Genomic DNA, 26,196 nt, shown 5'->3' with positions numbered 1-26,196 from the left:
GCCGACTCCTTCGCCGCGCAGGCCACCAATCTGGGTGTCGTCGGGTTCAACAGGTGCGGCACGGCACCCGGACACGTCGAAACGGGCGAAGTATCCGATCGGCGGAGCAATCAGCACGATAGGGGGATACTGATGCCGACGTTCATGTTCTCCGAGGGGGTGACGGTCGTGCCGGCAGTCACGCTGCCCGGGGTCGTGATCGGGGTCGACATCGGCACCACCAGCACCAAGGCCGTCGCGTACGACACCGACGGGCGGCAGCTCGGCAGCCACCTGGCCGGCTATCCGATGAACAACCCGCAACCGGGCTACGCCGAGCAGGACCCTCAACTGATCCTCGATGCGGTGCTCAGATCGATCAGCATCGTCGTGGCCGAGCTGGTGCAGCCGGTGGTCGGGTTGTCGTTCAGCTCCGCGATGCACAGCCTGATCGGGTTGGACCCTGACGGCAACCCCCTCACCCCTTCACTGACCTGGGCCGACTCGCGCTCCACCCGGCAGGCCGAGCGGCTGCGGGCGGCACCGTCGGGGCTGGCCCTGCACCGGCGTACCGGCACGCCGATGCATCCGATGTCGCCGCTGCCCAAGCTGCTCTGGTTCGCCGAGCAGGAGCCGAAAATCTTCCAGCGGGTGGTGCACTGGGTGGGCATCAAGGACTGGGTGTTGCTGCGGCTCTGCGGCACGCTGGTCACCGACCACTCGATCGCCTCGGCCACCGGCCTGCTCGACATCCACACACTGGAGTGGGACGACGAGGCGCTACGCATCGCCGGCATCACCGCGGAACAGCTTCCGCAGCTCGTCGCCACCACCGCCGTGCTGCCCAACCTCACCCCGCAGAGCGCGGCCCAGACCGGCCTGCCGGAGCGCACCCCGGTGGTGGTCGGCGCGGGCGACGGGCCGCTGGCGAACCTGGGCCTGGGCGCTGTGCACCCCGGCATGGTGGCCTGCTCGATCGGCACCAGCGGCGCGATGCGGGTGATGGTCGAGCGGCCCGGCGTGGACCCGCTCGGCGGGGTGTTCTGCTACGCGCTGACCGAGCAGCGTTGGGCGGTCGGCGGCGCGATCAACAACGGCGGCATCGTGCTCAAGTGGGCCGGCGCGGCGCTCGCCCCGGACCTGGGCGAGCACGCCGAGGAGGAGCTGGTCGCGCTGGCGGCCCGCGCGCCGGTCGGCTCGGGCGGGCTCATCATGCTGCCGTACCTGCACAGCGAACGGGCACCACACTGGAGCGCCCTGCCGCGTGGCGCGTACGTGGGGTTGACCCACGCACACCGCCGTGAGCACCTGGTGCGGGCCGCGCTGGAGGGTGTCTGTCAGCAACTCGCGCTGGTGCTCAGCTCGGTGCGCGCGGCCGGTAACGAGGTTCGCGAGGTCCGGGCCGGTGGCGGCTTCGCCCGCAGCGGCCTGTGGCGGCAGATGCTCGCCGACGTGCTCGGCCTGCCGGTGAGCTTCCCGGCCGCGCACGAGGGGTCGAGCTTCGGCGCGGCGCTGCTCGGCATGGAGGCGCTCGGGCTGATCCCCAGCATCGACGTCGCCGCCGACCTGGTGCAGATCGAGGAGACGATCCGCCCCGACCCGGCCGCCGCCGCCACCTACGCGGCGCTGCTGCCACTCTTCGCCGAGCTGTACGACGCCCTCACGCCCACCTTCGCGTCGATCCGTCGGATGGCACCCGGCCTGCCCACCGGTCTCGAATCACCGGCGTGACCGGGTCGACCCGCGCCGGTCAGGGCGCCTCGACGCCGGAGATCAGGTAACGCCGCACGTCGGCGTCGAGGATGGCCACTTCCGGCCCGTCGTCCGGCCCGGAGCCACGGAACGCCTCCAACTGCTCCGCGGACTCCCAGCGCTCGTAGACGTGGATCCGGCCGGGCTCCAACGGGTCGGCCGCCAGCAGGAAGTCGAGGCAGCCGGCGGTGGCACGGGCCTGCGCGATGACCTGCGCGCAGCCGGACAGGTAGGCCTCGCGTGCGGCCGGTTCGACCCGCAGACTGCCAGCGATGATCAACATTGGGCCTCCAGGATCCGGTACCGCCGATGACGGTGATACCTGTGAGTCACGTTTATACCGCTGGGGCCTGACACGCACCGGGACCTGCCGCCCGGACGGGTGACACCAGTCCCGCCGGTCTCGACCGCCCCGCCCGCTTCATATCGTGCAAACGTGAGAAAAAGCGACAAGAGGCGCTCATCTTCCCTGCTGGGAAACTCTGCCCGCGTACGAGTGAAGGTGCTGTCGGCGGCGGTCGCGCTCGCGGTGCTCGCGACGACCGGGCCGGCCACCGCCGACGACCCGGGCCGCGGGCCCGCCACGGACCAGGCACAGCCGACCGAGCCGGGGTACGGCGGTGACGGCCGGAGCCACGAACCGGGACTGGACCCGACACCGGAGCGCCCACCGACCAGCGAGGTGTCCTGGCTGTCCTTTCCCGGCGGGGTGTTCGCAGTGGATTCGCTCGGGCACACGGTGCGCTACCGCGCCTGCGACGGGGACACCGGCCGGGTCGCCGACCCGACCATGCGGGTCGCCGCCGGGGTGGCCAGCGGCGCTCTCGTCGTCGGCGGCACTGCCTACCGCTACCGGGTGCCGCTGATCGGGCGCAGCGAGGGCACGTTGGAGGTGATCCCACAGCACCGCCCACCGACGACGCTGACCGGCGTGGTGGTCACCAGCCCGCAGCCGCCCACCGACCCGGTCGCCGGGGCCCGGCTGTTCCCGCTCAGCGGGCAGCTCGCCCGGGTGGTCGCCGACGCGAGCCTCAACCCGGCCGGGGCCACCGTCCGTGACCTGTCCGGCCGCTACGGCGACCAGCAGATCGCCGTCAACGGGTCGCTGCGCCCCAAGGCGGCCAGCGTGATCAAACTCTGGATCCTGGTCGAGCTGCTGCGCCGGGTCGACTGCGGACAGATCTTCCTCGACGACGGGGTGCTGGTCACTCCCGAGGATGTGGTCGGCGGCACCGGTCAACTCCAGTTCGAGACGTTCCCGCAGGTGGTGACGGTGCACCGGCTCGCCCAGTACCTGATCAAGTACAGCGACAACGTGGCCGCGAACGTGCTGATCACCTACCTGGGAGGGTTCGCCCCGGTCAACGCGCTGATCGACTCGATGAACCAGCGGTCCACCATCCTGGCCCGCCGGATGCTCGACAGCGCCGCCGCACAACGCGGCGAGGAGAACTACACCAGCCCGGACGACGTGGTGTCGCTGCTCGGCGCGGTCTGGGACGGCGAGATCCTCACCCCCGCCTCCCGTGACCTGATGATCGGGTTCATGCGGGAACAGACCCTGAACACGAAGATCCCGGCGGCGTTGCCGCCCGGCGTGCCGGTGGCGCACAAGACCGGTGACCTGCCGGACGCCTCACACGACGTCGGCTACTACCTGATCCCCGGCACCGAAACCGCCGTCGCCTTCCTCACCGCCGGGCCGATGGCCACCGGCGACGAGACGGTCCGACGGATGGCCCGCACCGTCTACGACTTCCTGGTCGACCCGGCCGACGGGGCGGTCGAGGAGTGAGCTGGCGTCAGGCGCCGGGGATGTTCGCCGGCGGGTCCTCGCCGACCAGGTCGGCGGCCGGCGGGTCGGCCGACACCGACAGCCCGAAATCCGAGTACGTCAGGTCGAGCTGGGCGATCTCCGACTGCTCGCTCGCCAGCTCGATGCGGTAACGGACCAGCCGTCCCTGCTCGTCGACGGCAGCGGTGAACGGGACCGCCCCGGCCCGGTCACCGAGCACGCCTCCGACCCCCTCGCCCAGCACCGCGCTGCTCTGGCGCAGGTCCAGCGTGCCCGCGTACTCCCGGGTGGCGGTCTGGCGGACGGCGGTCGCCGTGCCGAGCGTGTCGGCCAGCCGGGTGTTGTCCAGGCCCTGCTTGGCGGGGGGTGAACCCGGAGCGCCGACATGCCACCAGGTCTTGCCGTCCCAGACCGGAACGCGCCGGTCCGGGGCGCTGACCCGGACGTAGACGTCCGGCCCGGTGGTGAGCCGTTCGATCTTCACCTCACCGGTGGGCACCTTCAGCGAGGTGGTCTCCAGACCCCGCTTCGCCTTCGGGTCCCACAGCACCACGGTGCCGTCCCCGCCTGTCGTCCCGCCGCTGCTCAACGTCAGCTTGTAGGTCTGCTGGTCGACCTTCCCGGCGGCGGCCCTGAGCACACCGACCCCGTCGGTCGGGTCCGCCGACGCCGCCGGACGACCCGCGTCGGGCTCATCCCCGGTGGCCACGAGTGCCCACACCCCCGCGGCGACCGCCACGACCAGGATGACACCAGCGGCGATCAGCTTCGGTTTCTGCACTGTCATCTCCCCCGGGGTGGTGCGGTCCGGCCAGAGTAGCCGGACCGCACCTGCTGTTGTTCCCGGTCGGCCTGCCGGCCCGCTGTTGGTCCCGGTCGGCCCGCCGGCCGATCAAGCCCGGCTGATCGCGTTGGCGTGGATCGCCTCGTGCAGATACGCCGCCAGCCCCTCGGCGATGTTCTCGTAGTGCGCGGTGAACCGCTCGTCGGCCAGGTACATGTCGGCCAGCCCGGTCTGCATCTCGTACGAGCACTCGTAGAACCAACGGCTGATGAGCTGCCGGTGCTCCTCGGCCAACTCCATCGCCTCCGCGCTGTCCGCGGGTGCGCCAGCGGCCATCAACGCGACGATCCGCCGACCCCAGTCCTCGTTCTCCGCCTTGATCCGCAGCCAGTCCTCCTTGCCGTAGCGGGAGGCCCGGCGGTTCGACTCCCGGTACGCGTCGGTGTCACCCCACCGCTGCTCCGCCTCGGCCTCGTGCTCCTCCGGGCTGAAGTCGCCGAAGACCTCGAACCGCTCCTCCGGCGTGAGTTGGATGTTCATCTTGGTCGCCTCCATCGCGAACTCGATCGCCGTGACCATCTCCTGCAACCGTTTGAGCCGTACCGTCAGCAGCTCGTGCTGTCGGCGCAGGTGTGCGGCCGGATCGGCCGCCGGGTCGTCGATGATCGCGGTGATCTCCTCAAGCGGGAAACCCAGCTCCCGGTAGTACAGGACGAGTTGCAGCCGTTGCAGGTCCGCGTCGTCGTAGCGGCGGTAACCGGCCGAGGTCCGCCCGCTGGGCGAGAGCAACCCGATCTCGTCGTAGTGGTGCAGCGTCCGCACCGTCACGCCGGCGACCTTCGCCACCTGACCCACCGTGTACGCCATGGTCCCCCTCCCTTCCGGGAACCAGGCTCCTGCCTGCCGTTACGTGAGAGTCAACTCCGATTCTGGCCCACCATGGCGGGGCCGTCCGGCCGCCCGTACAGATAGCCCTGACCGCGCGGGCAGCCGATCGCGGTGACCGCCTCATGCTGACGTTCGGTCTCCACCCCCTCGGCGACCACCGCCAGGTCGAACGCGCCGGCCAGCCGGGTGACCATCTCCACCGTGGCGTACGCCCGGTCGTCGGTGCCCAGCCGCGCCACGAACGACCTGTCGATCTTCAACTCGGTGGCCGGGATGCGGTGCAGGTAGCTCAGCGACGAGTAGCCGGTGCCGAAGTCGTCGATGGCGATCCTGATGCCCAGCTCCCGCAGCTGGTGCAGCCGCTCCAGCACCGCATCGGTGCCCTCGATCAGCGCCGACTCGGTCAGCTCCAGGGTCAACGCCCGGGGCGCCAGCCCGGCGGCGCTGGTGGCCGCGGTGACAGTGGCGATCAGGTCCGGCCGACGCAGGTGCGCGGCGGCGATGTTCACCGCGACGGTCGCGTCCGGCACCCGCCCCCGCCAGGTGGCGGCGGCCCGGCACGCCTCGTGGATCACCCAGCGGTCGATCGGCAGGATCAGCCCGGTCTCCTCGGCCAGCGGCAGGAACTTCGCCGGCGCCAACATCCCCAGCCGGGGGTGCCGCCAGCGCACCAGCGCCTCGGCGCTGCGTACCGCACCGGTGCTCAGGTCGACGATGGGTTGGAACTCCAGGCGCAGTTGATCCTCGTCGACAGCGCGGCGCAGGTCGGCGATCAGCTCGGCGCGGGAGACGGCCGACTCGCGCAGCGCCGGTGTGCACGTCCGGTACGCGGACTTCCCGGCCGCCTTGGCCGCGTACATGGCGATGTCGGCGTCGCGCAGCAGGTCGGTGTGGGAGGCGTGCTGCGGGCCGAACTCGGCGATACCGATGCTCGCCGACGGGTGCACCCCGACGTCCTCCTCGTCGTCGGACGGCCGCAGCGCGTCGAGCAGCCGCTCGGCGAGCCGTTCGGGTGACACCGGCCGGTCGCCGTCGACCAGCACGGCGAACTCGTCACCGCCGAGCCGGGCGATGGTGCCGTCGCCGTTGACGGCAGTGCGCATCCGGGCCGCGAGCCCGGTCAGCAGGGTGTCACCGGTGGCATGCCCGAACCGGTCGTTGACCTGCTTGAACCCGTCCAGGTCGAGCAGCAGCACGGCCACCGGCCGCCCGTCGCGCAGGGCCAGCCGCAGTCGCCGGTTGAACAACAGCCGGTTGGGCAGCCCGGTGAGCTGGTCGCCGTACGCGAGCCGACGCAACCGGACCACCAGCCGGAGGTTCTCGTTGGCGGCCAACCCCTGCCGGACGGCGAGAGTCGCCAGCAACACCATCATGGTCACGAACACCAGCTGCGGGGTCTGCCCGGTGGGCCGACGAGCCAGCACCACCGCGACGATCGCCCCACCCACCGGCAGGTACGGCAGCGCCACCCGCCACCAGGGCGGCAGTGGCGACTCGGCGGTGTCGTCGGTGCCGTCGCAGTCCGGTGGTGGCGGATTCCGGGTGGCCAGGCCGATCAACAGGTAACTCAACGGCCAGCACAGGTCGATCGGGTGACCGGCGGCGTAGTCGGCGCGGGCGACCAGCGACACGTAGACGACGTCGGCGACGACCCGCAGGCTGAGGCTCGCCGCGAGGATGCTCATCGGCCGCCACATCGGCCGGGCCGGCCCGGAGACCGCGACCAGGATGGTGAGCTGCATCAGGTCGAACATCGGGAAGAGCAGCCCGAGCGTGCGCGCCGGGTCGGCCAGCTCGGCCGCGGCGACCCCGCGGAAGACCAGCACCCAACCGATCGGCACCAGGGCCAGGGCGACGATCACCCCGTCCAGCAGCGTACGGGCCCGACCGACCGCGGTCCGTGGTGCGGACGGCGAGCTGAGCAACGCGGCCGTGCCGGTGAGGATGCCGGCGGTGAAGACCACCCCGACCACCGGCGTGTGCGGCAGGTCGCCGCCGACGAGCCGCTGCACCGTCCAGATCGCCCGGCCGATCGCGGCGAGCGCCATGGTGACGGCGAGCAGGGTCCAGAAGCGACGCAGCGGCGTCGGATGCCGACGGGCCACCCCGACGCACGCGAGTGTCGCCCAGCCGGCGACCAGCATCGCGCCGACATCACTGACCAGTGCGGCGCCGGGCAACGCGGCGACCAGCCAGCCCGCCTCCAGCAGGATGACCGCAGCCGCGACGAACGCACCGGCGGGGTTGAGCGCCCCCGCAGCCTGCGTTCCGTCCTGTCGGGACACGGTCGCTCCGGCCCTTTCGTCGTGCGTGCACCCTCGGCAGGACCGGTCCACGGCAAACCCCGAAAGCCTAACCAGCGCTCAGAAACCCCGCCAGAGCCGAACGTGCACGCCGTCGCGGACGCCCGGACCTGCGGTCAGCGGCCGCCGGAGCGGTTCCAGGGTGAGCGGGGCAGCGTCGTGCCGGCCGACGGACGGCGTGCGCGGCGGCGTCTGCGCCGACCGGGAGTGCAGGGCGGGCGGGCAACGGTGTGCACCGCCACGTCGACCGGGGGCGTTGGTCGACCGATCAGCCAGCAGAGGAAGCGTTCCATCGTCGGGTCAGCCGACCGGGAGGCGTTCGGCGTCGGACCTGGAGATCTCGTACTCCGCCCCGCAGAACGTGCACTGCTGCGCGTACCGGGTACGGATCGGAATGAGGGGGATGAAGAAGAGGGTGAATTTCGTCGAGCGGCGGGTGATCACCTGTGCGGCCTGGTTGCCGCAGTGGCGGCAGACCTGCTGCACGACACCGGACCGGTCGACCTTGGTACGCAGACCAAAGATGAAGAACATCGCCCGCCAGTACCCACTCGACAGCGAAAAGTCACCACATCCCGCCACCTGATCAGAACAACCACCGCCCCGGTACGCACAAGATCGTGCTCGATCCAGGATGTGGGGGCCTCCGGGGGTGAACGAGGCCACTACATCCCTGATCGAGCACGATCAAGGCGAGACGATCACACGTCAGCTGGTCGGGGCGGGCTCCAGGCCGGGGATCTCCTCGGAGATCCAGATCGGCTGCCAGTTCGGCACCTCGTGGAAGCGGCGCAGCTCGTACAGCCCGGCAACCGACCCGCTCCAGGCCCCGTACGGCGGGTTGGCCTCGTCGAAGCCGCTCTGCACGAAGGTCAGCGTGGTCTTGCCACCGGATTCGGCCAGCTCCCAGTTCGTCACGCCGGTCGGTCCCCAGTCCACGGACATCCGCCGGCCGGGCTCCAGGTCGACGACCTTGGCCGCGTAGCCGGTCTCGAAGCCGCCCATGGCGTACCGGCCGCCGACCCAGGGCTCGATGCCGATCGGGTAGCCGAACCAGGCGCTGGCCTGCTCGGAGTCGGTCAGCGACTCCCACACCTTGTCGGCGGGGGCGGCGATGACCAGCTCACCCCGCAGGTCGGCGGAGGTGAAGTCGGTGCGGGGCAGCAGTGGCTTGCCCTCCAGGTGGGCGGCCAGGTTGGCGATGGCAAGCGCCCAGAACGTCTGGAGCACGCCCCGGATGCTGGAGCCGCTCATCGCCTCGGCGAAGTCGAAGTGGCTCTGGATCAGCGTCAGCACGGTGCTGTCGGTGCCCTCGGCGGCCAGCTGGAACTCGGTGGTGGTCTCCACCCCGTCGAGCAGCCAGCCGAAGCGCAACGTGTCGTCGTCGACGTGCAGCAACCGCTGGTGCGGGGCGTCGCCCTCGGGCGTGAAGCGGCCCCAGAACTCGTACCGCTGGGGCAGCTCGACCTCGGCGTGTTCGGCCAGCCAGAGACGCAGCTCGGCCGGGTCGGTGAGGGCCTGGCGGACCCGCCCGACGGGCGCGGAGAGGCGGGCCTGAACCTTCATCGGTTCACTCATTGTCATTTCCTTTCGGGTAGCAGGCGACGGCCAGCTTGAAGGCGTCGCCTTCGCTGCCGCCGTAGCGGGTGAACAGGTCCTGAAGTGCGGTTTGCAGGTCGTGCAGGAACTGCTGGCGCTGCTCGGGGGGCACCCGGATCTCGCCGGAGACCCCGATCGAGGGCAGCTCGGGCGCCGCCCGGTCCAGGCCGGCGATGTCGGCCTGGACCTCCTCCATCAGGTCGAGCAGGTAGCCGAGGCTCAGCTCGTCGCGGGCCCGGCGCAGGCCGATCCGGCCGACGAGCCGTGGGGAGAGCCAGTAGGACCGGGCGGCGGCCTGGTAGATGCCTTCGGTGATGCCACGGACCTTGCGTTCGTTGACCAGCTCGACGAGGCCGGCCGCGACGAGCTGCTTGACGTGGTAGTAGACGCGCTGTGGCGTCTGGTCGAGTCGGGCCGCGACCTCCGTGCAGGTGCGCGGCTCGGCCAGTTGCCGCAGCACCTCGACGCGATGCGGCTTGAGCAGGACTTCGGCCTGCTCGATCTGCTCCAGGTACAGGACGTCTCTCATGGCAAAACCAGTTTGTACGTACAAAACTTCTTTGTCAATCGCTTCGCGAGAAGCCGCGCCGACTTTTTCCGGCGCGGCTTCAGGCGACACTCAGCAGATGGTCAGGGCAACCAGTCCGGTCGCAACGGATAGCCACTCACACCGTTCGGGCCGTTGTGGGTGGCCAGCACCTGGTGCAGCTGGATGCCGTTGCGCTCGAACGCCATCCGCGACCCGGCCATGTACAACCCCCACACCCGGGCGGTGCCCGCGCCCACCTCCGAGACGCAGAAGTCCCAGTGCTCGACCAGGTTGCGGCACCAGGCAGCCAGCGTCAGCGCGTAGTGCTGGCGCAGGTTCTCCTCGTGGTGCACCTCGAACCCGGCGTCGTGCACCTCGCTGATCAACCGACCCGGACCGGCCAGCTCACCGTCCGGGAAGACGTACCGGTCGATGAACGCGCCCGACCGGTGCGGAGCCCGGTTGTCCGCGCGGGTGATGCAGTGGTTGAGCAGCCGCCCGCCCTGCCGCAGCCGGCTGCGCAGCGCCCCGAAGTAGGCCGGATAGTTGCGCACCCCGATGTGCTCGGTCAGCCCGATCGAGGAGATGGCGTCGAACTGCTCGGCCGGTGCGTCCCGGTAGTCCAGGTGCCGCACCTCCGCCAACTCGGTCAACCCCTCCCGCTCGATCGCCGCCTGCGCCCACTGCGCCTGCGCCTTCGACAGGGTCACCCCGAGGGCCTTGACGCCGTACTCGCGCGCGGCGTGGCGCACCATGCCACCCCAGCCGCACCCGACATCCAGCAGCCGCATCCCCTTCTTCAGCGCCAGCTTGCCGGCGACCAGGTCGTACTTCGCCGCCTGGGCCTGCTCCAGCGTGTCGTCCGGAGACCGGAAAACCGCGCAGGTGTACGTCATCGACGGGCCGAGCACCTTCTCGTAGAAGGCGTTGGAGACGTCGTAGTGGTGCGAGATGGCGGTGCTGTCCCGCACCCGCGAGTGCCGCAGCCCGTTCACCACCCGCTTCCAGCGGGGCTGCGCCTCCTGCGGCGGCGCCGGCGGCGGCATCAGCCGCTCCCAGCCCAGCCCACGGACCAACGCCAGCCCCTCGGCCAGCGCCGGTGGGCGCAACCGCAGCTCGTCCTTGAGCACCCGCAACGCCTCGTACGGGTCACCCGGGTGCACCCCCTGCAACGCCAGGTCACCACTGACGTACGCCCGGGCCATGCCCAGGTCGCCGGGTGCGGTGAGCAGGTACGACAGCCCACGCTCGGAACGGATCGCCAGGGTGATGCCGGCGTCGGACGGGCCGACGGCGCTGCCGTCGTACCCGGTGATCCGCACCGGAAGCGGCCCGGCGGTGACCGCGCGGACGACGTCAGCGACGGTCGGACCCGTGCGCCGGCCTCCCGCCGGCGGGGTGGCGGGGACGCTCGCCGCCCCCTGATCTCGGTCGGTCAGGCTCATGCTCGTGCTACCGCCTTTTCGTACAGTCCCGTCAGCCGGTGGTCCGGGTCGTAGCGGTCTTTCACCGCCCGCCACGTGTCGCCGCCGTACAGGCGATCGAAGGCGTCCCGGTCGTAGTACGCGTCGGAGTAGAGCGACTTGTGCCCGCCCGACTCCGACACCCTGCGTTCGATCGTGCGGTTGACGTCGCCGTCGGCGGCGCCCGGCGCGATCGGCACGCTCCCCCAGAACCCAATGTTGACGTAGTCCTGGCCCGGCTGGAGTGGATACAGCGGCCAGGACCGCGCCGAACCGGGACCCGCCGGCTCCCGCAGCCGCAACGGGCACAGCCACACCGGGTTCATCCCCACCGCGCTGGCGAACCAGCGCAGGAAGTCAGCAGTACGGTCCAGCGGGATCTCCACGTCCTGCACGACCCGCTCCCGGGCCGGTTGCCCGCGCAGCCGGTCGATCCGGGCCGCCACCTGGTGACGGTGCTCCAACCGGACCAGTCGGTGGTAGAAGTCGCTGCGCCGGTAACGCGCCGGCCAGAGCCTGCGCACGACCGGGTGCTGCGCACCGAACGCCGCGGAACACCAGAACCAGTCGGTGTCCCAGCGCCACAGATAGTCGTACGCGGTGAGCACGTCGCGGGTGCGCTGGCGCAGCGACCGGTAGTAGATCGCCTGACCGGTGTAGTCACTGGGCGGGTCGGCCGCGTCGGTGAAGGTGCCCAGGATCAGGTACGCCTCACCGGGGCTGAACATCACGCCGTCCATCACATCGACCGGCTCGCCGGCCCAGGAGCGGGTGGCGGTCACCTCGGCGATCGCGTCGGTGAGCGCCTCCAGCTGGGTGAACCGGATGTTGCGCAACGCCACGTACCGGCCGACTGGTTGCAGCTCGATGCGCAGCCGGGTGGCGTACCCGAGGCTGCCCAGCGAGTTGGGGAACGCGGTGAACAGGTCGGCGTACTCCCCGTCCGGCCGGGCGGTGACGATCTCGCCGGAGCCGGTGAGGATGTCCATCTCGCGTACCGACTCGTGCGGCAGGCCGTTGCGGAACGAGGTCGACTCGATCCCGAGGCCGGTCACCGCTCCGCCCAGCGTGATGGTGCGCAACTGTGGCACCACCAACGGCATCAGCCCGTGCGGGAGGGTCGCGTCGACCAGGTCCTCGTAGGTGCACATGCCCTGCACATCGGCGGTGCGGGCGGCCCTGTCGACCGACAGCACACCGTTCAGGCCACTCACGTCGAGCCCCGGAGTCCGGGGAGCGGACCGGGGGCGGAACAGGTTGGAGGTGCGTTTGGCCAGCCGGACAGGCTCGCCCGTGGGCACCGCGGCGTACGACCGCCGCAGCGTGTCCACCGCTTGATCATGGTCAATCGGATGATCCACACGCTCAGCGCGCATGTGATCACCTTACGCTCGCCGTTCGGAAACCGTGGGATGTCGGCAGGGGCAGTTTCCCGTCCGGTAGCAGGCGCGACGGCTACCGTGGCGGGCATGCCATCGCCAGCGATCGCCGCCCTGGACGCCGCCCAACTGCCGTATCGGCTGGTCAGGCATGGTGCGGTCGGCAGTCTCGCGGAGGCCGCCGCCGTCCGGGGCGTGGCCGTCCCGGACGTGGTCAAAACGATCGTGGTGCGTCGTGGTGAAGCTGATCACCTGTTCGTGCTCACCCCCGGCGACCGGGTCATCTCCTGGCCCAAGCTGCGCGCCCTGCTCGGGGTGCACCGGCTCTCCATGCCGGACGCGGCCGGCGCCCTCGCCGCCACCGGCTACGAACGCGGCACCATCACCCCGTTCGGCGCGAGCACGGCCTGGCCGGTGGTCGCCGACGAGCGACTGCGCGGCCGGGAGATCACCCTGGGCGCCGGCGAGCGTGGCCTGGCCGTCGCGATCGCCGCCGACGTCGCGATCGCCGCCCTCGACGCCACAGTGGCCGACGTCACCGACCCCCAGCCCACCCGCTGAGCACAGCCCCGGTGGGCGGCGCGGAATAGTGTTGGGGCATGCCAAAAGCCATGTGGAAAGACCTGGTCGTCGCCGAGAGCGACGACACCGTGCTGGTGGAGGGCAACCACTACTTCCCTCGCTCCGCCCTGCGTGACGACCTGATCCGCGAGTCCACGACGCACACCGTCTGCCCCTGGAAGGGCACCGCCTCCTACTACTCCCTTGAGCACGAGGGCAGCACCAGCAAGGACGCGGTCTGGTATTACCCGGAGCCCAAACCGGACGCCGAGATGGTGCGTGACCGGGTGGCGTTCTGGAAGGACGTCCGGGTCGTCGACTGACGGCACCGACTGGCCGTGGCCGACGGCGGTGGGTGAGGATGGCCCGTATGCCCGCGCCCGAGGAACGCCCCGACCCCGCCGGCACCGTCTACGGCGGCCGCCGACGGGCCGCGCGTTCCGGCCCGCTCACCGACCCGCTGCTGCGGGTGGCGCTCGGCGTCGGCCTGGTGGGCGTACTCCTCGGGGTGGTCTTCGCGACCGGGCTGCTCGGCGGCGACGACGAACCGGCGGTGCCGGCCCCGGTGGGTGCGACGTCCAGCGCGGCGGAGGCCACCACCGGGGCGGCCGGGCCGAGCCCGACCCCGTCGGTCGAGCCGTCGCCGACGCCCTCGACGGCACCGACCACCGGCCCCCGGGTGCTGCGGGTCGCGTCCGGGCTCTGCCTGGGGCTCGACGGCGACGACAAGGAAGCGGGGGCCGAGCTGGCCGTCTGCACCGGCGGTCCGGAACAGAAGTGGGTCGTCAACCCGGCCGGCGCGGGCCTGGTGACGCTGACCAACGCCGCCCACGGGCAGTGCCTGGACGTCGAGGGCGGCAGTACCGACGACGGCGCGCGGTTGCTCCAGTTCCCCTGCCACGGTGGGGCCAACCAGCAGTGGCGGCTGTCCGCCACCGGAACCGGCCCGGTGCTGCTGGTGGCCGCGCACAGCGGCAGGTGCGCGCAGGCCGACGACGACGGCGACGAGCCCGACGACGAGATCCGCCAGCGCGCCTGCGACGGCCGATCCGCCCAGCAGTGGACGATCGGCTGACCAGCCAACCCGCTCAGCCCCGGTAGCTCCAGGCCCGGGGCGCGGTCGCGGCGAGCAGCACGGCCTCCGGCACCGCTCGGCCCGGTCGTCGACGCAGCAGCAACGACAGTCCGGCGGCACCGATCGACAAAGCGCCCGCCACGTACCAGGCCATCGCGTAGTCGCCCAGCCGGTCCCGGACCAGCCCCGCGCCGGTGGCGGCGACCGCCGCGCCGAGTTGGTGCGCGGCGAACACCCAGCCGAACACCACCGCCCCGGCCCCGCCGAAGTACTCCCGGCACAGCGCCACGGTCGGCGGCACGGTGGCCACCCAGTCCAGGCCGTAGAAGACGATGAACACCAGCATGCTCGGCTCAGCGCTGCCGGAGAACAGGCTCGGCAGCACCAGCAGGGACAACCCCCGCAGCGCGTAGTACATGCCGAGCAGCAGCCGGCTGTCCACCCGGTCGGTGAGCCAGCCGGAGGCGACAGTGCCGACGATGTCGAAGAGCCCCACCAGGGCGAGCAACCCGGCCGCTGTGGTCTGGGCCATGCCGTGGTCGTGCGCGGCCGGCACGAAGTGCGTACCGACCAGGCCGTTGGTGGTCGCGCCGCAGATCGCGAACCCTCCGGCCAGCAGCCAGAACGGTCGGGTCCGGGCCGCCGTCGCCAGCGCGCCGAGCGCCCGGGTCGCGGCACCACCGGTCGCCGGTGGTGCCGCGACGACCTCGGTCGCCCCGTAGGCGGGCAGGCCGAGATCCGCCGGGTGCTCGCGCAGAAGCCACACCACCAGGGGTACGACCGCCAGCGCCGCTGCGGCGACGACGAGCGCCGCCGTCCGCCAGCCGTGGTCGCGTACCAGGATGGCGATCAGTGGCAAAAACACGAGTTGCCCGGCCGCCCCGCCGGCGGTCAGCACTCCGGTCACCAGACCCCGCCTGCGGACGAACCAGCGGCCGGTGACGGTGGCCACGAACGCCAGCGCCATCGAGCCGGTGCCCAGCCCGACCAGCACACCCCAGCAGAGCAGGAGCTGCCAGCTGGCGGTCATGAAGACCGTCAACCCGCTGCCCGCAGCGACCAGCAGCAGCGCCACCGAGACCACCCGGCGGATGCCGAACCGGTCCATCAGGGCTGCCGCGAACGGCGCGGTGAGCCCGTAGAGCAACAGGTTGACGGAGACGGCCGCGGAGATGGTGGCCAGCGGCCAGCCGAACTCCTCGTGCAGCGGGTGCAGCAGCACCGACGGGGTGGCGCGGAAGCCCGCCGCGCCGACCAGCGCCACGAAGGCGACGGCGGCGACCAGCCAGGCGGGATGCAGACGACGGTTCTTGGTCACGGAGCAAGTCTGGGCCGGGCCGGGCACCGCGACGAGTGGCCGGAAAGCCATCATGCGCAATAATCGGGCCATGACCGCTGGCCCGCATCGAATCGCCGTCCTCGCTCTGCACCAGGTGGTTGGCCTGGACCTCGGCACCCCGTCCCAGGTGTTCAGCACCGCCCGGGCCGCCGACGGGACACCCTTCTACGACGTGCGGGTGTGCACCCCGGGCGGGCAGCCGGTGCGCAGCACCGCCGGCTTCCAGGTGGTCCCCGACCACGGCCTGGAACTGCTCGACACCGCCGACACGGTGATCGTCCCCGGCATCCACGACGGCACCGTGCTGACGTCGGGCACCATCGCGTCGGAGGTGACCGGGGCGCTGCGCGCGGCGTACGAGCGGGGGGCCCGGATCATGTCGATCTGCACCGGGGCGTTCGTGCTCGCCGCCGCCGGGCTCCTCGACGGGCGGCGGGCGACCACCCACTGGGCGTACGCCGAGCGCTTCCGCCACCTGCACGGCCGGGTGGACCTCGACCCGGGCGTGCTCTTCATCGCCGACGACCGGGTGCTCACCTCGGCCGGGGTCGCCGCCGGCATCGACCTCTGCCTGCACGTCATCCGCCTCGACCACGGCAGCGAGGTGGCCAACCGGGCGGCCCGCCGCTGCGTGATGCCACCGTGGCGCGACGGCGGCCAGGCGCAGTACATCGAACAGCCGGTGCCGAAGGCGACCGACTCCAGCACGGCGGGCGCCCGGGAGTGGGCGCGGCAGCGGCTGCACGAGCCGATCGCGCTGCGCGACCTGGCCGAGCAGGCCCGGATGAGCGTGCGCACCTTCACCCGGCGCTTCCGGTCAGAAACCGGTCTGAGCCCGGCCCAGTGGCTGCTGCAACAGCGCACCGACCACGCGCGGCTGCTGCTGGAGACAACCGACCTCACCGTCGACCAGATCGCCCACCGCTCGGGTTTCGGCACCACCGCCGCCCTACGCCAGCAACTGCACCAGCGCATCGGGGTGGCCCCCTCCACCTACCGCCGCACCTTCCACCCCCGCCCCGAGTTGGTCGACACCTGAGTTGGTCGACACCTGAGTCGGTCGGCAGCACCTCCCGGCCCAGCGCGGAACCGATCGTCGCGCTGCCCCAACGCCAGCAGGCACCTTCAGCCGGCCACGCCTCCCGGCGCCGGCACGAGCGCCGGTGAAACGCGCCCGCCCGGGCCGGTAACTCGGGAGAGCGTGATGTCTGTGAGACATCACGATGTCTCACAGACATCACGCTAAGCAGAACGGCCTGCCCCTGCCCGCGCCACACCCGGACGCTGCCGCCCCTGCCCACGCCTCGCCCGGGCAACCGGCGCCCCGGCGCCGGTGACGCGTCTCAGGCGCGGAGGAGTCGGAGTTGGGCCTGGTGTTTGGGGAGATGGACCCGGGTGTGCAGGTCCAGGGTCCGGGACCAGGGCAGCGACTCGTCGACGATGAGGTCGAAGCCCTCGCGAAGGTGCGTCTCGACCGGAGTCTCCGCAGCCAGCCCGAGCTGGTCGACCAGCCCGCACAGCCGATCACTGGTGCCGTGCAGCAGCGCCGTCAGTCCACGCAGACCACCCTGTTCGGCGGCGAGCGCGTCGAGCTGCGGACGGTGCATGTCCTCTTCCAACTCGTAGTACGCGAACGGCGACCCGGCCAGCAGCGCCTCGGTGGCCTGGATCATCAGCTCGTCGTTGGCGACCAGATGCGCGACGATCTGCTCGGCGCTGAGCTGTCCCTGCGGAGCCGGACCGAACCCGCCGGCGTCGACCTCCGCGAACACCGCACCGTAGGCCTGTCGCAACCCCCCGCTCTCCATCCCCCCAGTCAACCCGCCCCGGCGGGACTTAGCGGCGGGATTGGCGGGAGCGGAGGTAGTCGCTGACCACGTACTCGCCCAGGTCGTCGGTGTCCGGGGTGAACATGCGGCCCCGGCTACGGCGGGCCACCGCGTCGACGAAACGCCGCAGACCCGGGTCGTCGCCGAGCATGAACAGGTTGAGCGTGGCGCCGTAGCGGCTCAGCCGGTCCACCTCGCGGACCGTCGCCTCGATCGTCTCCGGCAGCGGCGGCCAGTGGAACAGCGCCTCCCCGTCGTCCGGGTCCAGGTGGGCGGTCGGCTCGCCGTCGGTGACCACCAGCACCACCGGCTCGGCGTCCGGGTGCCGGCGCAGGTGCCGGCCCGCCAACCGCAGCGCGTGCTGCAGGTTGGTGCCCTGCTCCATGTCCGGCTCCACGGCCGCCAACTCCTGCTGGGTGAGCGTCATCGCCTCCCGCCCGAAGCCGACGATCTGCAGGGCGTCCTGCGGAAAGCGCGTCTCCATCAGGTGAGCCAGCGCCAGCGCCGTCTGCTTCATCGGCCCCCAACGACCCTGCGAGATCATCGAGTACGACAGGTCGACGCAGAGCACCACAGCGGCCGAGGCCCGCTTCTCGGTCTCCACCACCTCGAAGTCGTCCACCGCGAGCTGCACCGGGACCGTCGGCCCGGCCCGGCTGACCGCCCGGGTCAACGTCCGGACCACGTCCAACGGCTGCTCATCGCCGTACTCCCAGGGCCTGGACGCGCCGCTGACCTCGCCCGCCGCACCGGCCGAGCGCAGGTCGTGCTGGCCGCGCGGCCCGGCGGTCAGGTCGGCGAAGACCCGCCGCAGCGCGGTCCCACCGAGCCGGCGCAGCGCCTTCGGGCTCAGCGTGAGCCCTTCCGCGTCCCGGCTCACCCACCCCTGGCGGCGCAGCTCCCGCTCCAGATCGCGCAGCCGCCGAACGTCGTCGGCCGCGTCCCGGCCCAGCGTGCGGGCCACCGCGTCGACGTCCACGTCATCGAGCGTCGCCCCCGGGTGTTCCTGGTCGAGCTGGTCCAGCAGGTCGTCCAGCTCGCCGATCTCACCCAGCGCGCCGGCCGCGTCGGCGTAGTCCAACGGCTGGTCGCCGCGGACCCGCTCGCCCCGCCCCCAGCGCAGATCGGGTCGCAGCGCCCGCAGGTTCGCGTCGAGAGCTGACATCTCCCCCGCGAGGCGATCGCCGAGCGACTGCTGCATCAGCCCGGCCAGCTCGGCGCGCTGCCGCTCCGACAGCGAGTTCATCAGCCGCTCACCCGCCGCCGAGCGGCGGGCCAGCACGTCGATCAGCTCGTCGACGGTCTCCGGCTGCTCCGGGAAGAAGTCGCCGTGCCGGCGCATGAACTCGGCGAACGCGTCGGTGGTGTCCTCCGCGCGACCGTGCCGGGCGAGCAGGTCGTTCAGGTCGCCCATCATCTCGGCGAGCCGCTGCTGGGCGGCCGGGTCGGCGGAGGCGCGCACGGCGTCGCGCAGCCCGGCGAACCGCTGACCGAGCACGTCGTCGCGAAGCTGGTCGAGGATCTGCTGGTACGAGCGGCGGGCGTCGTCGCTGGCCCACTGGTAGCCGGACAGCTCCTGCACCGCCCGCGCGGTCGAGCGGGGAAGATTGTCCAGCACCGCCTCGGCAAACCGCGCCGCGTCGTCGTCACGACCTCGCAGCTCGTCCCGTTCGGCGGCGAGGGCCTGGTCGAGCAGGGCCTGCGCCCTGGTCACCGCGCCGTCCAGGTCACCCCGGCGCATCGCCTCGCGGCGCAGTCGTCGCGCCCGGGCGGCCAGGTCGTCCAGGCCACCCCGCCCCTGCGGGCCACGGCGCAGCAGGTCGCGCAGCGCCTCCCGCAGGCTGCCACCGGCCAGCACCTCCGTACCGACCGCGTCCACCGCCTCGCGCACGTCGTACGGGGGTGCGAGCGGGTCGGGCCCGCCGTTCCACTGCCCGTAACGGAACCGGTTACCGGCCACCGTCAGCCCCGACCGCCGTAGACGGTGCGCCCCGAGTCGGTGACGTCCTTGCCGAGCCGGCGGGTCAGGTGCAGCCCTTCCAGTACGAACTCGACGCCGGCGGCGGCCTCCTCCGAGGTGGGCGCGTCACCCAGGCCGAGCCGGTCCAGGACCTTCGCCAACCCGGGCACGGTGCCGACCTGGCGCAACAGCTCAGCGGCGCTGACCAGCTCGCCGGTCTCGATCGCGGCGCCGTCCTCGACCAGGGCGGTGAACCCGGACAGGTCCAACCCGGCGAGGTGGGCCCGGAACGTCTCGGCGGTCGCGGTACGCAGCAGGTGCGCGAGGACCTCGATCTCCCGGCCCTCCTCACCGCTCTCGAACTCGACCTTGCCGCGCAGCGTGCTGGTCACCGACACCGCGTCACCGACGCGGGCGACGGCGGCCTCGGGACGCCCGTCCGGGGTGCTGGAGGCGGCGAGCAGACCGGCGCGCCGCAGCGCGGCGCCGGCCACCGTCTCGGCGGCGGCGATGGCGAACCGGGCGGAGACACCGGAGCGCGGGTCCACCGACGGCGACTCCCGCACGGCGCGGGCGAAGCGGGCCAGCACCTCCAGCACGTGCTCCGGCACCTCGGCGACCAGGTCCGCCTCCTGACGGATCAGCGCCAGCTCCAACTCCAGGTCGACCGGGTAGTGGGTGCGGATCTCCGCGCCGAACCGGTCCTTGAGGGGGGTGATGATCCGGCCCCGGTTGGTGTAGTCCTCCGGGTTGGCGCTGGCCACCAGGAGCAGGTCCAGTGGCAGCCGCAGCTGGTAGCCGCGAACCTGGATGTCCCGCTCCTCCAGCACGTTGAGCAGCGCCACCTGGATGCGCTCGGCCAGGTCGGGCAGCTCGTTGACGGCGAAGATGCCCCGGTTGGTGCGCGGCACCAACCCGAAGTGGATGGTTTCCGGGTCGCCGAGGGTACGACCCTGGGCGATGCGGATCGGGTCGACGTCACCGATCAGGTCGCCGACGCTGGTGTCCGGGGTGGCCAGCTTCTCGCCGTACCGCATCGAACGGTGCAGCCAGCCGATCGGCAGCTCGTCGCCGGCCTCGGCGACCTGGGCGCGGGACGCCGGGGTGAGCGGGTGCATCGGGTGCTCGTTGAGCACCGAGCCGGGCAGCACCGGGGTCCACTCGTCGAGCAAAGCGCCCAGCGAGCGGATCAGCCGGGTCTTGCCCTGGCCGCGCTCGCCGAGCAGCACCATGTCGTGCCCGGCGAGCAACGCCCGCTCGACCTCGGGCAGCACTGTGTCGTCATAGCCGACGATGCCGGGGAAACGGGTCTCGCCGGAGCGCATCCGGGCGAGGAGGTTGTCACGGAGTTCCTGCTTGACGGTGCGGTAGTGGTGACCGGCCGCCCGCAGCGCGCCGAGCGTGCCGGGCAGGTCGGCCGGTGGAACCGGGATTACCGGGGTAGGCGCAGTCACCCGACCCACGCTAGCTCACATTTTCCGCGGCAACGCTCGGCTAGGCAGGGCCGGACGGGGTGACGAAGCCGGACTCGTAGGCGGCGATGACCGCCTGCGTGCGGTCGCGGACGCCCAGCTTGGCCAGCACGTTGCCGACGTGCGTCTTGATCGTCTCCACCCCGACCACCAGGTGCGCGGCGATCTCCGGGTTGGACCGGCCGGTGCTCATCAACCGCAGCACCTCGGCCTCCCGGTCGGTGAGCCGGGCCCCGCGCAACCGGTCGCCGCCCGCCGGCCCGTACGCCCCGACCAGCTGACGGATCGCGGCCGGGAAGAGCAGCGACTCGCCCGCGGCGACCACCCGGACCGCCTCCACCACCTCGGCGGGCCGGGCCCGTTTGAGCAGGAACCCCGAGGCCCCGGCGCGCAGCGCCTCGTAGACGTACTCGTCGTTGGCGAACGTGGTGACCACCAGCACCCGTGGCGGGTCGGCGGAGGTGGCCAGCAGGTGCCGGGTGGCCTGGATGCCGTCGATGCCGGGCATCCGCACGTCCATCAGCACCACGTCGGGCCGGTGCCGGGCGACCAGCGGCGGCACCTCGGCCCCGTCGGCGGCTTCGGCGACCACCCGCAGGTCGGGTTGGGCGTCGATGATGGCCCGCAGCCCGATCCGGATCAGCTCGTCGTCGTCGACGACGAGGACGCCAGTGCTCATCGCGTCTCCTCGTAGGGCAGCCGGGCCCGGATCAGCCACCGGTCGCCGTCCGGGCCCACGGTGAGCCGGCCGCCGAGCAGCAGCACCCGCTCCCGCATGCCGTCCAGACCTCGACCGCCCCGCCCCAGCTGCGCCCGGACGGTGTGGCGCAGCGCGTTGACCAGCTCCAGCTCCAGCGCGTCCGAGTGCAGGTCCAGGCGGACAGTCACCGGCCCGTGGCCGTGCCGCGCGGCGTTCGTCAGTCCCTCCTGGACGATCCGGTAACCCTCCCGGGAGACCACCGCGGGCACCCGGGTCGGGTCGCCGGCGCGATGCGCGTGCACGGCCAGGCCGGCTGCGCGGGCGTCGGTGACCAACCGGTCCAGGTCGGCGAGGGTACGCTGCGGCGCCACCACGGGCCGGTCGCGTCCGCCCTCCCGGAGCAGGCCGAGCACGTGGTCGAGGTCGTCCATCGCGTTGCGCCCGACGTCCTCGATGGCGGTGAGCGCCCGCCGGACGAACTCCGGGTCGGTGTCGAGGACCTCGCGGGCGGCCCCGGCCTGGAGGGTGGCCACCGTCAGCGCGTGACCGACCGAGTCGTGCAGCTCCCGGGCCAGCCGGTTGCGTTCGGCGAGCCGGCTGGCCTGCGCTTCGAGGGCGGCGATCCGCTCGGCCTGGGCCGGGCCGAGCAGCACCGGCGCCATGGATCCGGCGAGCGCGCCGAGCCCGGCGACGGCGTAGCCGAGGCCGACCAGCAGCAGCACCCCGGTCACTGTCAGCCAGCCGCTGTCCTGCCCGTCCAGCGGCCCGAACCGTTCCCGGCTGGTCAACTCTTCGCCGATGCCGAACTGCTGGGCGATGAACGCCAGCGCCATCGGCAGGGCGCTGAACAGCGCGATCCCCACCAGCGCGCCGACGATGAGATGGGTGGCGATCCAGAGTGCGCTCCGCAGCCGGGTCTCCCGGTCACCGTGGTGCCCGGGCGCGGGTTCGGGCAGGTCGACGCCGAGCAGCGCCCGGACGGCGGCGATCTCCAACGCCCGGCTGCCGTCCAGCAACAACGGCACCACGGCGATCAACACCGCGATGACCAGCAGGACGTACACCAGCGGGCGCGGGATCGTCGTATCGGCGAGCAGTTGGGCGAAGGTCACCGCGAGCAGCCCGTACGGCAGTGCCAGCACCCCGCCGAGCAGCAGGAACACGCCGCGTCGCCAGGTGGTGCCGGCGACCAGCGGGGCCAGCGCGGCTCGGATCGTCACCTCGCCATTCTGCGACCGGGGCCGGTCCCGGCGACTCCCCCGCGTCGGGGAGATGTCAGCGGTGGTCGGCGACGTACTGCTGCGGGTCCTTGTCGCGGAACGGGAGGTTGCGACCGTTCTTGTGCTCGCCGTAGAAGGTCAGCCAGCGTTGGCCCAGCTCGGCGCGGAGTTCGGTGCTGGCGTGCCGGCGGAAGTCGGGCAGCGCCTCGTCCTCCTCCTCGGCCAGGTGCTCGCTGTTCTCCCGGCGGGCCGTGCCGACCGCCTCCCACCACTGATCCGAGCCGACCGGGTGCAGCTTCGCGTCGGCGATGGCGTCGCGGATCTTGTTGTGGTCGCCGATCGCGTCGGCCGTCTCGTCCTCGCCGTCGTCGCCGTGCTTGACCAGGTGCGGGTAGAGGATCGCCTCCTCCGCTTCGGCGTGGATGTCCAGGTGCAGGGCGAGGGCGTCCCAGATGGCGAGCATCTCCTGCTCGTCGCGGGCGTCGTCGAGGCGGGCGAAGCCGCGCCGGAACGCGGCGTGGTCGTCCAGGATCAGTGCGGTGATGTCGTCCACTGTGCTCACTTCTCGGTTGGTTTGGCGAACCGGGCGCGCAGCATCGCCGGCATCGCGGCGAGGCCGGTGATCGGCCGGAAGCGTTTCGCCGCCTCGGCCAGCGCCGTGTACTCGTCGTCGGCAAGGTCGATGTCGGCCGCGGCGGCGTTGCGTTCCATCTGCTCGACGCCGGACGCGCCGGGGATGGCGAGCACGTTCGGGTGGCGCAGCAGGTAGGCCAGCGCGATCTGGCTGGGAGTGGCGTCATGGGCGTCGGCGACCTGACGCACCGTGTCGATCAGCGCCGCGCCGCGTTCCAGGTTTTCCGGGAGGAAGTACGGGTTCGCCCGCCGGACCGCCCCGGTCGGTGGGTTCTTCGCGTCGTACCGGCCGGAGAGGAAGCCCTGTGCCAGCGGGCTGTACGCGATGACCACCCGGCCGGCCTGCCGCGCGTACGGCAGCAGGTCCTGTTCGGGCGCGCGGTCCAGCATGCTGTAGCGGACCTGGTTGGTGAGCACCCGACGGCCGAGCGCCGCCTCGGCGACCTGCCAGCGGCGCAGCCCGTAGTTGCTGACGCCGACCTCGCCGACCAGTCCGACGTCCTGCAGGACGCGCATGCCACGCATGGTGGTGTGGTCGCCGACGACCGGGTTGGGCTGGTGCACCTGGTAGAGGTCGATGCTGGTGACGCCGAGGCGGGCCGCCGAGGCGACCGCCCGCTGCTGCACCACCGCGGCCACCGGCAGCACGGGCAGGATCTTGCTGGCCACCACCACCCTCGGCCGGTCGTCGCCGAGGGCCGCGCCGAGGATGCGCTCGCTGCGCCCGAACCCGTAGATCTCGGCGCTGTCGAAGACCGTCACGCCCAACTCGACGGCCCGCCGGACGATCTGCGCCGCCTGCCGCTCGAAGTCCGGGCCGTACCCCCACTCCCGGGAGCCGAACTGCCAGGTGCCCAACCCGATCTTGGACAACGGTTTGGGGGTGTCGAGCGCAATGAAACGCATGGCGTCGAAACTACCCCGATGTCCCGGTTCACACGCCCGATCCCCGGCACCGTGCTCCGGAGTTAGGCTCATGATCGTGACCTATCTCGCCGCGGAAGACCGCTACGACACCATGACCTACCGACGCAGCGGACGCAGTGGGCTGCGGCTGCCCGCCGTCTCGCTCGGCCTGTGGCACAACTTCGGCCCGGACCGCCCGTTCGAACGGCAGCGCGACATCGTGCGCCGCGCCTTCGACCTGGGCGTCACCCACTTCGACCTGGCCAACAACTACGGCCCGCCGCCCGGCTCGGCGGAGGAGAACTTCGGCCGGATGCTCGCCACCGACCTGAAGTCGTACCGGGACGAGCTGGTCATCTCCAGCAAGGCCGGGTACCTGATGTGGCCCGGCCCGTACGGCGAGTGGGGCTCGCGCAAGAACCTCATCTCGTCGCTGGACCAGTCGCTGGGCCGGATGGGGCTGGACTACGTCGACATCTTCTACTCGCACCGGTTCGACCCGGACACCCCGCTCGAGGAGACGATGGGGGCGCTCGACGCGATCGTCCGCTCCGGCAAGGCGCTCTACGTCGGCATCTCGAACTACAACTCGGAGCAGACCGCGCGGGCCGCCGCGATCCTGGGCGAACTGGGTACGCCGCTGCTGATCAACCAGCCGTCGTACTCGATGCTCAACCGCTGGACCGAGTCCGACGGCCTGCTCGACACGCTGGAGCGGGTCGGCGCTGGCTGCATCGCGTACAGCCCGTTGGCGCAGGGCCTGCTGACCGACCGTTACCTGGGTGGCATCCCGGCCGACTCGCGGGTGCGCACCAGCGTCTTCCTCAACGAGAGCGACCTCAGCGAGGAGAAGATGGCCACCATCCGTGCCCTCGGCGCGATCGCCGAGCGGCGCGGCCAGTCCCTCGCGCAGCTCGCGTTGGCCTGGGCGCTGCGTGACCCGCGGATGACCAGCCTGATCATCGGGGCGAGCAGCGTCGAGCAGTTGGAGACGAACATCGCCGCGCTGGACAACCTCGATTTCACCGCCGACGAGTTGGCCGAGATCGAACAGCACCTGGGCTGAGCACCGCCGAGCTTCGGGCGGGTCGGGTCACCAGATCCGACGCCGCCCGGCCCGGTGGTTGCGTACCTCGCACTGCCGGCCCACAGGTGCTGCGGCGCTGCGGCGACGCCGTCCGGCGCCGATCAGCAACGCCAGGACCAGCACGGCGGCGGCACCGGCCAGCATCGGCCACCGGCGGCCGAGGTTGGTCACCGACGCCACCGGCACGCCCGGGTCGGCCGCCGCCGCCACCGCGGACTCGGCGGCGGCCGGTCCACTGGCAGCGGTACGCGGCGCCGCCGGCGCGCTCTTCTTCGCGGCGGCCTTCGACGGGGCGGCGGCGGCCTTGGCACCCCGGAACACCACGTCCGAGCAGGAGTAGTAGGTGTCCGGGGTGTTGGAGTTCTGCCAGATCGTGTAGATCAGGTGTCGGCCGCTGCGGCCTGCCGGCAGCCGACCCGCCAACTGGTACGCCCCGGCCCGCACCGGCGGGTCGGTCCGGGTCAGAAACGGGCGCGACTCCAGATCCGCCCAGGTGAGCTTCTTGCGCGGGTCGTAGTCGGGTGTGGTGACGTAGAGCCGGAAGGTGCCCCGGTGCTCGATGGTGGTCCGGTACCGGAAGGTGAACTTCGCTCCGGCGGTCAGTTCGGTGCTCGGCCAGTCGGTGCGGGGCAGGTCCAACCCTCGGTACGCGGACAGTCCGCCGCTGCACAACTCACCGTCCGGGATCCGTTCCCGGTCTCGCCCGTTGATCGCGGCGACGCGTACGTTGTCCCATTCGCGCACCGCCGCGCCGGCCTCGATCGCCGCCCGGCAGGCGCTGGTGGCCGCGTACCGGCCCTCGGGGCCGCAGGCCGCCGCGCGACTGATCGGGTCGGTCGGGGCACCGTGGGCGGCGGCGGGCGTGGCGGCCAGGGGCACTGTCGCGGCAGCGACCAGCACCGTGGCGAGGAGCCGGCGTACGGGCATGAGGATGACCTCCGCC

Annotated in this window: 25 protein-coding genes; 7 read left to right on the top strand and 18 right to left on the bottom strand. The window is 71.9% G+C overall.

Annotated elements, in window-relative coordinates:
* Window positions 1–132: 132 nt before the first annotated feature.
* Window positions 133–1,710 (top strand): gluconokinase, encoded by a 1,578-nt coding sequence (locus AB0C03_RS19905; protein WP_357638269.1) that lies wholly within the window; start codon window positions 133–135, stop codon window positions 1,708–1,710.
* A gap of 19 nt (window positions 1,711–1,729) precedes the next feature.
* On the opposite strand, the gene AB0C03_RS19900 is transcribed toward AB0C03_RS19905, so the two are convergent.
* Complete coding sequence (locus tag AB0C03_RS19900) at window positions 1,730–2,014, bottom strand: putative quinol monooxygenase (RefSeq protein ID WP_030331430.1); 285 nt, start codon at window positions 2,012–2,014, stop codon at window positions 1,730–1,732.
* Between the two features lie 219 nt (window positions 2,015–2,233).
* On the opposite strand from AB0C03_RS19900, the gene AB0C03_RS19895 reads away from it, so the two are divergent.
* Entirely contained in the window at window positions 2,234–3,526 is a 1,293-nt protein-coding gene (locus tag AB0C03_RS19895) for a serine hydrolase (protein ID WP_357638267.1), read from the top strand.
* A gap of 7 nt (window positions 3,527–3,533) precedes the next feature.
* On the opposite strand, the gene AB0C03_RS19890 is transcribed toward AB0C03_RS19895, so the two are convergent.
* The 8 genes from AB0C03_RS19890 to AB0C03_RS19855 form a co-directional block, all read right to left on the bottom strand.
* Window positions 3,534–4,313, bottom strand: coding sequence for a hypothetical protein (locus AB0C03_RS19890; RefSeq protein WP_357638265.1), 780 nt, complete (start codon window positions 4,311–4,313; stop codon window positions 3,534–3,536).
* Between the two features lie 105 nt (window positions 4,314–4,418).
* On the bottom strand, window positions 4,419–5,177 hold the full coding sequence (locus AB0C03_RS19885) for a MerR family transcriptional regulator (RefSeq protein WP_210865097.1): 759 nt from the start codon (window positions 5,175–5,177) through the stop codon (window positions 4,419–4,421).
* A gap of 50 nt (window positions 5,178–5,227) precedes the next feature.
* Window positions 5,228–7,483, bottom strand: a complete 2,256-nt coding sequence (locus AB0C03_RS19880) for a putative bifunctional diguanylate cyclase/phosphodiesterase (protein ID WP_357638263.1) — start codon at window positions 7,481–7,483, stop codon at window positions 5,228–5,230.
* A 318-nt stretch (window positions 7,484–7,801) separates the two neighbouring features.
* The gene (locus AB0C03_RS19875) at window positions 7,802–8,035 is read right to left on the bottom strand and encodes a zinc-ribbon domain-containing protein (protein ID WP_030331435.1); all 234 of its coding nucleotides are present in this window, start codon (window positions 8,033–8,035) and stop codon (window positions 7,802–7,804) included.
* A gap of 174 nt (window positions 8,036–8,209) precedes the next feature.
* Entirely contained in the window at window positions 8,210–9,079 is an 870-nt protein-coding gene (locus AB0C03_RS19870; RefSeq protein ID WP_357638262.1) for an SRPBCC family protein, read from the bottom strand.
* A complete protein-coding gene (locus AB0C03_RS19865) occupies window positions 9,072–9,629 on the bottom strand; it encodes an ArsR/SmtB family transcription factor (RefSeq protein WP_030331438.1) in 558 nt (185 codons plus the stop codon). Before AB0C03_RS19865 ends, AB0C03_RS19870 begins: the two co-directional genes overlap by 8 nt.
* A 101-nt stretch (window positions 9,630–9,730) precedes the next feature.
* Window positions 9,731–11,074: a class I SAM-dependent methyltransferase gene (locus tag AB0C03_RS19860; protein WP_030331439.1), complete on the bottom strand. Its 1,344-nt coding sequence runs from the start codon at window positions 11,072–11,074 to the stop codon at window positions 9,731–9,733.
* The gene (locus tag AB0C03_RS19855) at window positions 11,071–12,468 is read right to left on the bottom strand and encodes an FAD-binding oxidoreductase (RefSeq protein ID WP_357638260.1); all 1,398 of its coding nucleotides are present in this window, start codon (window positions 12,466–12,468) and stop codon (window positions 11,071–11,073) included. The genes AB0C03_RS19860 and AB0C03_RS19855 overlap by 4 nt, the downstream gene beginning before the upstream one ends.
* A 93-nt stretch (window positions 12,469–12,561) precedes the next feature.
* Between AB0C03_RS19855 and AB0C03_RS19850 the strand changes: the two genes are divergently transcribed.
* Genes AB0C03_RS19850 through AB0C03_RS19840 form a run of 3 tightly spaced genes read left to right on the top strand, consistent with a single transcriptional unit; the run spans window position 12,562 to window position 14,107 of the window.
* Window positions 12,562–13,032, top strand: coding sequence for an aminoacyl-tRNA deacylase (locus AB0C03_RS19850; protein WP_030331443.1), 471 nt, complete (start codon window positions 12,562–12,564; stop codon window positions 13,030–13,032).
* Window positions 13,033–13,070: 38 nt separating this feature from the next.
* Entirely contained in the window at window positions 13,071–13,355 is a 285-nt protein-coding gene (locus AB0C03_RS19845; protein WP_030331445.1) for a DUF427 domain-containing protein, read from the top strand.
* A gap of 47 nt (window positions 13,356–13,402) precedes the next feature.
* Window positions 13,403–14,107: an RICIN domain-containing protein gene (locus AB0C03_RS19840; protein WP_357638257.1), complete on the top strand. Its 705-nt coding sequence runs from the start codon at window positions 13,403–13,405 to the stop codon at window positions 14,105–14,107.
* Window positions 14,108–14,120: 13 nt separating this feature from the next.
* Here the strand turns inward: AB0C03_RS19840 and AB0C03_RS19835 are convergent, their stop codons facing one another.
* Entirely contained in the window at window positions 14,121–15,476 is a 1,356-nt protein-coding gene (locus AB0C03_RS19835) for an MFS transporter (protein ID WP_247680385.1), read from the bottom strand.
* Window position 15,477: 1 nt separating this feature from the next.
* Between AB0C03_RS19835 and AB0C03_RS19830 the strand changes: the two genes are divergently transcribed.
* Window positions 15,478–16,485, top strand: coding sequence for a GlxA family transcriptional regulator (locus AB0C03_RS19830; protein ID WP_357638255.1), 1,008 nt, complete (start codon window positions 15,478–15,480; stop codon window positions 16,483–16,485).
* A 304-nt stretch (window positions 16,486–16,789) separates the two neighbouring features.
* Here the strand turns inward: AB0C03_RS19830 and AB0C03_RS19825 are convergent, their stop codons facing one another.
* From AB0C03_RS19825 to AB0C03_RS19795, 7 genes are read right to left on the bottom strand one after another with little or no spacing between them, the layout of a single operon-like run.
* Complete coding sequence (locus AB0C03_RS19825; RefSeq protein ID WP_357638253.1) at window positions 16,790–17,254, bottom strand: hypothetical protein; 465 nt, start codon at window positions 17,252–17,254, stop codon at window positions 16,790–16,792.
* A 28-nt stretch (window positions 17,255–17,282) separates the two neighbouring features.
* Entirely contained in the window at window positions 17,283–19,235 is a 1,953-nt protein-coding gene (locus tag AB0C03_RS19820; protein ID WP_357638251.1) for a vWA domain-containing protein, read from the bottom strand.
* Window positions 19,236–19,237: 2 nt separating this feature from the next.
* Complete coding sequence (locus AB0C03_RS19815) at window positions 19,238–20,698, bottom strand: sigma 54-interacting transcriptional regulator (protein ID WP_357638249.1); 1,461 nt, start codon at window positions 20,696–20,698, stop codon at window positions 19,238–19,240.
* 31 nt (window positions 20,699–20,729) lie between these two features.
* Window positions 20,730–21,386, bottom strand: coding sequence for a response regulator transcription factor (locus tag AB0C03_RS19810; protein ID WP_357638247.1), 657 nt, complete (start codon window positions 21,384–21,386; stop codon window positions 20,730–20,732).
* A complete protein-coding gene (locus tag AB0C03_RS19805; RefSeq protein WP_030331461.1) occupies window positions 21,383–22,627 on the bottom strand; it encodes a sensor histidine kinase in 1,245 nt (414 codons plus the stop codon). The genes AB0C03_RS19810 and AB0C03_RS19805 overlap by 4 nt, the downstream gene beginning before the upstream one ends.
* Before the next feature lie 55 nt (window positions 22,628–22,682).
* Window positions 22,683–23,189, bottom strand: a complete 507-nt coding sequence (locus tag AB0C03_RS19800; RefSeq protein WP_091393913.1) for a hemerythrin domain-containing protein — start codon at window positions 23,187–23,189, stop codon at window positions 22,683–22,685.
* Complete coding sequence (locus AB0C03_RS19795) at window positions 23,186–24,166, bottom strand: aldo/keto reductase (protein ID WP_210865088.1); 981 nt, start codon at window positions 24,164–24,166, stop codon at window positions 23,186–23,188. Before AB0C03_RS19795 ends, AB0C03_RS19800 begins: the two co-directional genes overlap by 4 nt.
* A 70-nt stretch (window positions 24,167–24,236) precedes the next feature.
* Between AB0C03_RS19795 and mgrA the strand changes: the two genes are divergently transcribed.
* Window positions 24,237–25,232 (top strand): L-glyceraldehyde 3-phosphate reductase, encoded by a 996-nt coding sequence (gene mgrA / locus AB0C03_RS19790; protein WP_357638245.1) that lies wholly within the window; start codon window positions 24,237–24,239, stop codon window positions 25,230–25,232.
* A gap of 27 nt (window positions 25,233–25,259) precedes the next feature.
* Here the strand turns inward: mgrA and AB0C03_RS19785 are convergent, their stop codons facing one another.
* Window positions 25,260–26,180, bottom strand: a complete 921-nt coding sequence (locus AB0C03_RS19785; RefSeq protein ID WP_357638243.1) for a lytic polysaccharide monooxygenase auxiliary activity family 9 protein — start codon at window positions 26,178–26,180, stop codon at window positions 25,260–25,262.
* Window positions 26,181–26,196: the final 16 nt, after the last annotated feature.

The organism is Micromonospora parva (assembly GCF_040649675.1).
GTDB lineage: Bacteria > Actinomycetota > Actinomycetes > Mycobacteriales > Micromonosporaceae > Micromonospora > Micromonospora parva.
Note: the sequence above shows the minus strand (reverse complement) of the source record. Positions and strands in the feature narration are given on the sequence as shown.

Excerpts from the sequence above, each read along its gene's own strand:
- AB0C03_RS19885 (WP_210865097.1), bottom strand. The coding sequence starts at position 5,177 with ATGGCGTACACGGTGGGTCAGGTGGCGAAGGTCGCCGGCGTGACGGTG.
- AB0C03_RS19810 (WP_357638247.1), bottom strand. The coding sequence starts at position 21,386 with ATGAGCACTGGCGTCCTCGTCGTCGACGACGACGAGCTGATCCGGATC.
- AB0C03_RS19905 (WP_357638269.1), top strand. The coding sequence starts at position 133 with ATGCCGACGTTCATGTTCTCCGAGGGGGTGACGGTCGTGCCGGCAGTC.
- AB0C03_RS19850 (WP_030331443.1), top strand. The coding sequence starts at position 12,562 with ATGCCATCGCCAGCGATCGCCGCCCTGGACGCCGCCCAACTGCCGTAT.
- AB0C03_RS19875 (WP_030331435.1), bottom strand. The coding sequence starts at position 8,035 with ATGTTCTTCATCTTTGGTCTGCGTACCAAGGTCGACCGGTCCGGTGTC.
- AB0C03_RS19855 (WP_357638260.1), bottom strand. The coding sequence starts at position 12,468 with ATGCGCGCTGAGCGTGTGGATCATCCGATTGACCATGATCAAGCGGTG.
- AB0C03_RS19890 (WP_357638265.1), bottom strand. The coding sequence starts at position 4,313 with ATGACAGTGCAGAAACCGAAGCTGATCGCCGCTGGTGTCATCCTGGTC.
- AB0C03_RS19870 (WP_357638262.1), bottom strand. The coding sequence starts at position 9,079 with ATGAGTGAACCGATGAAGGTTCAGGCCCGCCTCTCCGCGCCCGTCGGG.
- AB0C03_RS19835 (WP_247680385.1), bottom strand. The coding sequence starts at position 15,476 with ATGGCTTTCCGGCCACTCGTCGCGGTGCCCGGCCCGGCCCAGACTTGC.
- AB0C03_RS19830 (WP_357638255.1), top strand. The coding sequence starts at position 15,478 with ATGCGCAATAATCGGGCCATGACCGCTGGCCCGCATCGAATCGCCGTC.
- AB0C03_RS19825 (WP_357638253.1), bottom strand. The coding sequence starts at position 17,254 with ATGGAGAGCGGGGGGTTGCGACAGGCCTACGGTGCGGTGTTCGCGGAG.
- AB0C03_RS19845 (WP_030331445.1), top strand. The coding sequence starts at position 13,071 with ATGCCAAAAGCCATGTGGAAAGACCTGGTCGTCGCCGAGAGCGACGAC.
- AB0C03_RS19795 (WP_210865088.1), bottom strand. The coding sequence starts at position 24,166 with ATGCGTTTCATTGCGCTCGACACCCCCAAACCGTTGTCCAAGATCGGG.
- AB0C03_RS19840 (WP_357638257.1), top strand. The coding sequence starts at position 13,403 with ATGCCCGCGCCCGAGGAACGCCCCGACCCCGCCGGCACCGTCTACGGC.
- mgrA (WP_357638245.1), top strand. The coding sequence starts at position 24,237 with ATGATCGTGACCTATCTCGCCGCGGAAGACCGCTACGACACCATGACC.
- AB0C03_RS19865 (WP_030331438.1), bottom strand. The coding sequence starts at position 9,629 with ATGAGAGACGTCCTGTACCTGGAGCAGATCGAGCAGGCCGAAGTCCTG.
- AB0C03_RS19900 (WP_030331430.1), bottom strand. The coding sequence starts at position 2,014 with ATGTTGATCATCGCTGGCAGTCTGCGGGTCGAACCGGCCGCACGCGAG.
- AB0C03_RS19785 (WP_357638243.1), bottom strand. The coding sequence starts at position 26,180 with ATGCCCGTACGCCGGCTCCTCGCCACGGTGCTGGTCGCTGCCGCGACA.
- AB0C03_RS19860 (WP_030331439.1), bottom strand. The coding sequence starts at position 11,074 with ATGAGCCTGACCGACCGAGATCAGGGGGCGGCGAGCGTCCCCGCCACC.